Origin of the sequence: Frankia canadensis (assembly GCF_900197875.1) — a bacterium.
In the GTDB taxonomy this organism is placed as follows: Bacteria; Actinomycetota; Actinomycetes; order Frankiales; family Frankiaceae; genus Frankia; species Frankia canadensis.
The window spans coordinates 1-6,434 of the sequence record NZ_FZMO01000214.1; the positions used below are offsets into that span (position 1 = coordinate 1).

The following is a 6,434-nucleotide window of genomic DNA, read 5'->3' on the forward strand; positions in this document are numbered from 1 at the left end:
CCAAGGCCGCCGTCGAAGAAGGCATCGTCGCCGGTGGCGGCGTCGCCCTCCTCCAAGCGTCGATCACCGCCTTCGAGAAGCTCGACCTCTCCGGCGACGAGGCAACCGGCGCCAGGATCGTGGCCCTGGCGCTGGCCGCCCCGCTCCGCCAGATCGCGAGCAACGCGGGCCTCGAGGGCGGTGTCGTCGTCGAGAAGGTCCGGGACCTGCCGGTCGGCCACGGCCTGAACGCGGCCACCGGCGAGTACGTGGACCTGATCGCCGCCGGCATCATCGACCCGGTGAAGGTCACCCGCTCGGCGCTGCAGAACGCCGCGTCGATCGCCGGCCTGTTCCTCACCATCGAGGTTGTCGTGGCGGACCGTCCGTCGGTCGGCGGCGCCGGGGACGGTGCGGATGCCATGGCTGGTATGGGTTTCTGACCCGCCGGCCAGCCGCACCGCGCATCCACGCCGAGCACAGCGCTCGCGTACCCGCCGGCCGACTCGGTGTCGGCACCTGACCGGAAGGTGGGCCTCCGTGCCCCTCCGTTACGGCTTTCTCAGCACCTACCCCCCGACACAGTGCGGCCTCGCCACCTTCACGGCGGCGCTGTTCGACGAACTGACCAGCACGGCGCCCGGCGCCTCCAGCGGGGTGGTCCGGCTGCTCGACGCGCCCGCGGGCCCCGGCCCGCGGCCGGCCGCCGTCGTGGGGGACCTGGTGGCCGGAACCCCGGGCGGCCCGCGCCGCGCGGCGCGGCTCCTGAACGGTTTCGACGTCGTCATCGTGCAGCACGAGTACGGGGTCTACGGCGGTCCGGACGGCGACGAGGTGATCGAGGTCCTCGACAACGTCGAGGTGCCGGTGGTGGTCGTCCTGCACACCGTGCTCGTGCGCCCGACCCAGCACCAGCGTGAGGTCCTGGAGGCGCTGGTCGCGTCGGCGGACGCGGTCGTCGTGATGACCGAGACCGCGCGGGTCCGGCTGGTCGACGGGTACCGGGCCCACACGCACCGGGTTTCGGTCATCCCCCACGGCGCGGCCGAGAACCGGCGCGCCGCGCCGGCGCGGTCCGCCCGGCCGACCGTCCTCACCTGGGGCCTGCTCGGCCCAGGCAAGGGCATCGAATGGGGCATCGCGGCGATGGCGGAGCTGGCCGACCTCGACCCGGCTCCGCGTTACCTCGTCGCCGGCCTGACCCATCCCAAGGTGCTCGCCCGGGAGGGCGAGGCGTACCGCGACGGGCTTGCCGCCCTGGCCGCTCGGCTCGGCGTGACCGATGCGGTCGTCTTCGACCACCGCTACCTCGACCCGGGATCGCTCGCCGAGCTCGTGAGCGGCGCCGACGTCGTCCTGCTCCCCTACGACTCCGTCGACCAGGTGACCTCCGGCATCCTCATCGAGGCGGTCACGGCGCTGCGGCCCGTCGTCGCCACCCGCTTCCCGCACGCGGTCGAACTGCTCGGCGACGGCACCGGCCTGCTCGTACCCCACGGTGACGTGGCGGCGATCGCGGCGGCGGTGCGCAGCATCATCACCGACGACGGCGTCGTCCGCGGGCTGGCGAGCGCCACCGCCGCCCACGCACCCGAGCTGCTGTGGCCCGCGGTGGCCCGGCGCTACCGCCGGCTGGCGGCCGGGTTGGCCGCCCGCACCGGAAGCAGGCCGAGCGTCGCGCCCGTGTCCCAGCGAGCTCCTGGGACGGTGCCGACGCCGACGCGCACGCCCACGACGGCTACGGCGACCGTGACGGCGAGGCGGTGATGGCCGCGATCTCGTTCCACCATCTTCTCCGGCTCAGCGACGACATCGGCCTGTTCGAGCATGCGCTCGGCTCGATCCCACGCCGGGAGTACGGCTACTGCGTGGACGACGTCGCGCGCGGGCTCGTCGTTCTCTCCCGCGAGCCGTCGCCACCGCTGGAGCTCATCCGACTGCTCGAGCGTTATCTCCTCTTCGTGCTGGCGGCGCAGGCGCCGGACGGGCTGATCGTCAACCGGCGGGACACCGAGGGTCGCTGGCTGGACAACCCCGAGGTCGGAGACTGCTGGGGGCGGGCACTGTGGGGGCTGGGCACCGCGGCGGCCCTGGCGCCCACCTCGCGGCTGCGGGCGATGGCCCGCGAGGGGTTCCACGCCAGCGCCGCTCGGCGATCCCCCTGGCCGCGGGCCATGACCTTCGCCGCCCTCGGCGCCGGCGAGATGCTGCTCGCCCACCCGGACGACAGCGCGGCCCGGGCCCTGCTCACCGACGCCGTCGCCGCGATCGGCCCGATCGGCGACGATCCCGCCTGGCCGTGGCCCGAGCCCACGCTGCGCTACGCCAACGCGGCGGTGCCGGAGGCGCTGATCCTCGCCGGCATGTGCCTGCCCGACTCCGCGGCGCTCGCGGACGGAGCGCGGCTGCTGGCCTGGCTGCTTCACATGGAGACCCGGGGCGGGACGCTGTCGCCGACCCCCGTCGCCGGCCGGCGCCCCCGCGGTGATCGCAGGCCCGGCTTCGACCAGCAGCCCATCGAGGCCGCCGCCATCGCGGATGCCTGCGCGCGGGCCTACGCTGCGACCGGCCGGAACCGGTGGCTGACCGGTCTCGGGCGGGCGCACGGATGGTTCCTCGGCGAGAACGACAACGGCACCCCGCTGATCGACGTCGCGACCGGCGGTTGCCACGACGGCCTCGAACCCGAGGGATGCAACGCCAACCAGGGGGCGGAGTCCACCCTCGCCCTGCTCTCGACAGCGCAGCACGCTCGCCGCCTGCTCGCGTCAAGGACACCGTGACTCTCGAGCCCGACCCCGTGACGCTCGAGCCCGACCCCGTGACCTTGGAGTCGGACCTGGTCACCCGGCATCCACTGACGCTGACCGCGGACCCCGGCAGGGTCATCGCGAAGCTCTTCCTTCCCGGCGAGGAGGGCAACGAGCCGCACTCCCGGGCCGCGGGCATCGTGGCCAGGGTGCTCGCTCTGGGCGATGACGAGGTCGACGTCCTCGTCGCGGCCCTGCTCGACCGGTTCGGGCCGCGTCACCGGGACTACCGGGGCATCCTGACGCGGCACGCCGCGATCGTCGCTCCTCGGGTCCGTACGCCGACGGAGCTCTCGCCGGTGCGCACGCTGCTGCTCGGCGCGTGCTTCACCGCCGAGTACGCGGTGGAGGGCGCGGCCGTGACCAATCCCTCGGCGGTCGCGCACCCCGACCAGTCGGGGCTTCACGCCGGCGCGCTGCGGCTGGCGCTCAGCCTGCGCGCCGTCGGTGAGGGGCACCTGTCCTCGATCGGCTTCGCGGTCGCCGTGATCGGCCCGGGCTCGGCGGTGCGACTGGAGCCGCGCACCGGTCCGCTCACCACGGGCGTGGCCGTGCCGGTCACCTGGGAGCACGATCGGCTGCGTGCCCTGCTCACCGACGACGGCCTCGACGACGAGGTGACGCGTTCGGTCCTCGACGCCCTCGACCGGAGCCTGGCGGGCGGTGACCTTGAACAGGCCTTCGCCAGCATGCCTGCGGATCTCCTGCGCCGTCCCCAGGCCGCCGGCATCCTGGCCGGGATCCGGTCCGTCGCCGGAACGCTGCGAAGAGTCGAGTTCCCGGCGGACAGCGGTCTCGCGCAACGGGTGCTGTGGCCCACCGTCGCCAGCGAGAGTAAAGGAATGGAGGACGCGCGGTTCGTCCGCTTCACCGCGCCGGACGGGACCGTCGACTACCGGGCGACCTACACCGCCTATGACGGCATCGACATCCGGCCGAGGCTGATCACCAGCCCCGATCTGCGGACGTTCACGACCTCGCCGCTCACCGGCCCGGCAGCCCGGAACAAGGGGATGGCGCTGTTCCCTCGGCTCGTCGGCGGCCGTCACCTCGCGCTCTGCCGATCCGACGGGGAGACCACCGGTCTGACCGCCTCGGCTGACGGGCTGGTCTGGGAACCGTTTCGCCCGGTCCACCAGTCGACGGCGGCCTTCGAACTCATCCAGGTCGGCAACTGCGGTTCACCCATCGAGACGTCGGCGGGCTGGCTCGTCCTCACCCACGGCGTCGGGCCGATGCGCACCTACACGGTGGGAGCGATCCTGCTCGATCTGGCGGACCCGTCCACCGTGGTCGCGGCACTGCCCGAGCCGCTGCTCACCCCGATCACGACCGAGTCCGAGGGCTACGTCCCCAACGTCGTCTACTCCTGTGGCGGACTGGTCCACGACGGCCGGCTGTGGCTGCCTCACGGGATCGGTGACTCCCGGGTCGGGATGGCGAGCGTGCCCGTCGACGCCCTGCTCGCGCGGATGATCCCCCGAGCCTGACCTGACGGGCCTGACCTGACGTGGGCCTGACCTGACGTGGCCTGACTCGATGAGCCTGACCCCCGGGGGGCTGGCCCGAACCGCGGAACCTGTCAGCCGAGGATGCGTCCGTAGACAGCCAGATAGTCGGTGACCATGCGAGCCGTCGAGAACCGCCGGCTCGCCATGGCCCGGCAGGCGGCACGGTCGAGACCGGCGGCCCGATCCACCGCGGCCGCCGCCGCGGCCGGGCCGTCGACCAGGAACCCGGTCACCCCCTCGTCGACGATCTCCGGCATGGCTCCACGCGGGTAGGTGACGACCGGTGTGCCGCAGGCCATCGCCTCCACGACCGCGAGGCCGAACGGTTCGTCGAACGCGATCGGATGGAGCAGCGCCGCGGCGCACCCCAGCACCTCGGCTCGCCGGGACGGCCCCACCGGCCCGAGGTAGCTCACCGCGTCCCCGTCGACGTGGGGCAGCACCTGCTCGGCGAAGTAATGCTCGTCCTGGATGATCCCGCAGATCACCAGCCGCCGGCCGGCCATCCGGGCGATCTCGATGGCTGCCGCGGTGCCCTTGTCGGGATGGATCCGGCCGAGTACCACCAGATCCTCGCCGCCGGCCGCCGAGAACGGCAGGGCCGCCAGGTCGATGCCGTGGTGCACCGTCGCGACATAGTCCAGTTCAGGGCTGCGATCGGCGTCGGAGATGGACACGTAGGCGGAGGCCGCCCGGCTGTAGGCGGGGAGGATGCGCGGGTCCGAGAACCCGTGGACCGTCGTGACCATCGGGGCCCGGACATGCGCCGCGAACGCCAACGGCAGCCAGTCAAGATGACTGTGCACGAGGTCGAACTCGCCGGAGCGGGCCAGCGCATGGGACACGTGCAACGCCTCCCACACCCGGCCGTCGAGCGCCGGGTCCTCGGCATACCCGTGCGGGCATACGCCATCCAGCTTCCCGGCCGTGCGCGAGTCCAACGTCGCGAACAGGGTGACATCGACGCCGCGCGCCAGCAGGCCCTCCGCGAGGTGGCTGGCGATCTGTTCCCACGGGCCGTAGTGCCGCGGCGGGGTGCGCCACGCCACCGGCGCCAGCATCGCGACCTTCACACCGCCCTCCTCGTCGCCCTGTCGATCACCATGCTCAACCGCCTCAAAGCCGAGAGTCTCCACGGACCGCCCACGAGCAGTATGGGCCCGCCCCGCCCGGCCGTACGCCGCGGTGATCCGCGGCCTCTCCGCAGGCGTCGTACCGCGCAGCACAACGATCAGACCCAGCAGCCAGACTCCCGCGATCACACCAGCGGACACCACCGCAAAGCCACCCGCCCGCCGTCGCAGACGAGTAGCCAGGAAGACGCTTTATTACCACGGAACAAGATAGCGGCAACGACGCCGAGCGCCCTGATGCCAGCCGTCACCCCGACGCAGGCCAAGGCCTCCGCAGATGAATCGAACCCCCCACCGCTCCCCGAGACCACCCACCTTGAGCTGCACATACCAGGGTTGGGGAGGCCTGTCGCGCCTCGGCAACGCACCACAAACAACCCCAACCACCATGACCCATGCGACTACACATCGCACACACGTTCACGCTGTCCGCACTCGCCACCTAACAGCTGTTTGGCCGGCTGGCCTGCGGCACGAATCTGCAACGGCGAGCAGAGGCCCAGGCCATATACATCGAGGTCCCGGGCCGTGTGAACGACGCGGGACCGCAAGATCAACCGACTGGTCGGGTGACGCGCAGGCTCACGCGGAGACGGCCGTCCAGACCTCCTGGCTGGCGAAAAGTCCACCCACCCCAGCGCCGCGGTCCTCGCGATCAACACGGCTCGGGTCGGCGGAGAGGACCTGGTCTGGCGACCGGTCCCGCCGTCGCGCGCGCTGCGGCGGACGACTGCTTTCAATGCGAGTGTCCCGGTGCTCGAGGTCACGACCGACAAGGCACCGGTCCACCCGCGGCTCCTCGACGAACTCCTACCCGAGGCCTGCCACGTCGACGCCGCCCGGAAGAACAACTGGATCGAAGCCGACCACGGCCGGCTCAAAGCCCGGCTCCGACCGATGCGCGGACTGAACGCCTCCGCTCCATCCAGACCGTCAGCGCCGGACACGGCCGGGTAACGGGGGCGCATTGCTGCGTCCCCGTCCCCTCAGAACCGTGCGTG

The 6,434-nt window shown here is 72.4% G+C and carries 5 protein-coding genes and 1 pseudogene; 5 read left to right on the forward strand and 1 reads right to left on the reverse strand.

Annotated features, from left to right (window positions below; translation table 11 throughout):
* From C1A33_RS17355 to C1A33_RS17370, 4 genes are all read left to right on the forward strand, one after another.
* On the forward strand, positions 1 to 422 hold a 422-nt coding region (locus tag C1A33_RS17355), incomplete at its 5' end, for a TCP-1/cpn60 chaperonin family protein (protein WP_279354646.1).
* Between the two features lie 97 nt (positions 423 to 519).
* Positions 520 to 1,746 carry a glycosyltransferase gene (locus C1A33_RS17360; RefSeq protein ID WP_243407652.1) on the forward strand — a complete coding sequence of 409 codons (1,227 nt, stop codon included), beginning with the start codon at positions 520 to 522 and terminating at the stop codon, positions 1,744 to 1,746.
* Positions 1,746 to 2,762: a glycosyltransferase gene (locus C1A33_RS17365; protein WP_243407653.1), complete on the forward strand. Its 1,017-nt coding sequence runs from the start codon at positions 1,746 to 1,748 to the stop codon at positions 2,760 to 2,762. Before C1A33_RS17360 ends, C1A33_RS17365 begins: the two co-directional genes overlap by 1 nt.
* Complete coding sequence (locus tag C1A33_RS17370; protein WP_243407654.1) at positions 2,759 to 4,279, forward strand: glycoside hydrolase family 130 protein; 1,521 nt, start codon at positions 2,759 to 2,761, stop codon at positions 4,277 to 4,279. The genes C1A33_RS17365 and C1A33_RS17370 overlap by 4 nt, the downstream gene beginning before the upstream one ends.
* A gap of 92 nt (positions 4,280 to 4,371) precedes the next feature.
* Here the strand turns inward: C1A33_RS17370 and C1A33_RS17375 are convergent, their stop codons facing one another.
* Positions 4,372 to 5,373: a glycosyltransferase family 4 protein gene (locus tag C1A33_RS17375; RefSeq protein WP_243407655.1), complete on the reverse strand. Its 1,002-nt coding sequence runs from the start codon at positions 5,371 to 5,373 to the stop codon at positions 4,372 to 4,374.
* An 816-nt stretch (positions 5,374 to 6,189) separates the two neighbouring features.
* On the opposite strand from C1A33_RS17375, the pseudogene C1A33_RS17380 reads away from it, so the two are divergent.
* Positions 6,190 to 6,434, forward strand: a pseudogene (locus C1A33_RS17380) (DDE-type integrase/transposase/recombinase); the annotation flags it as partial.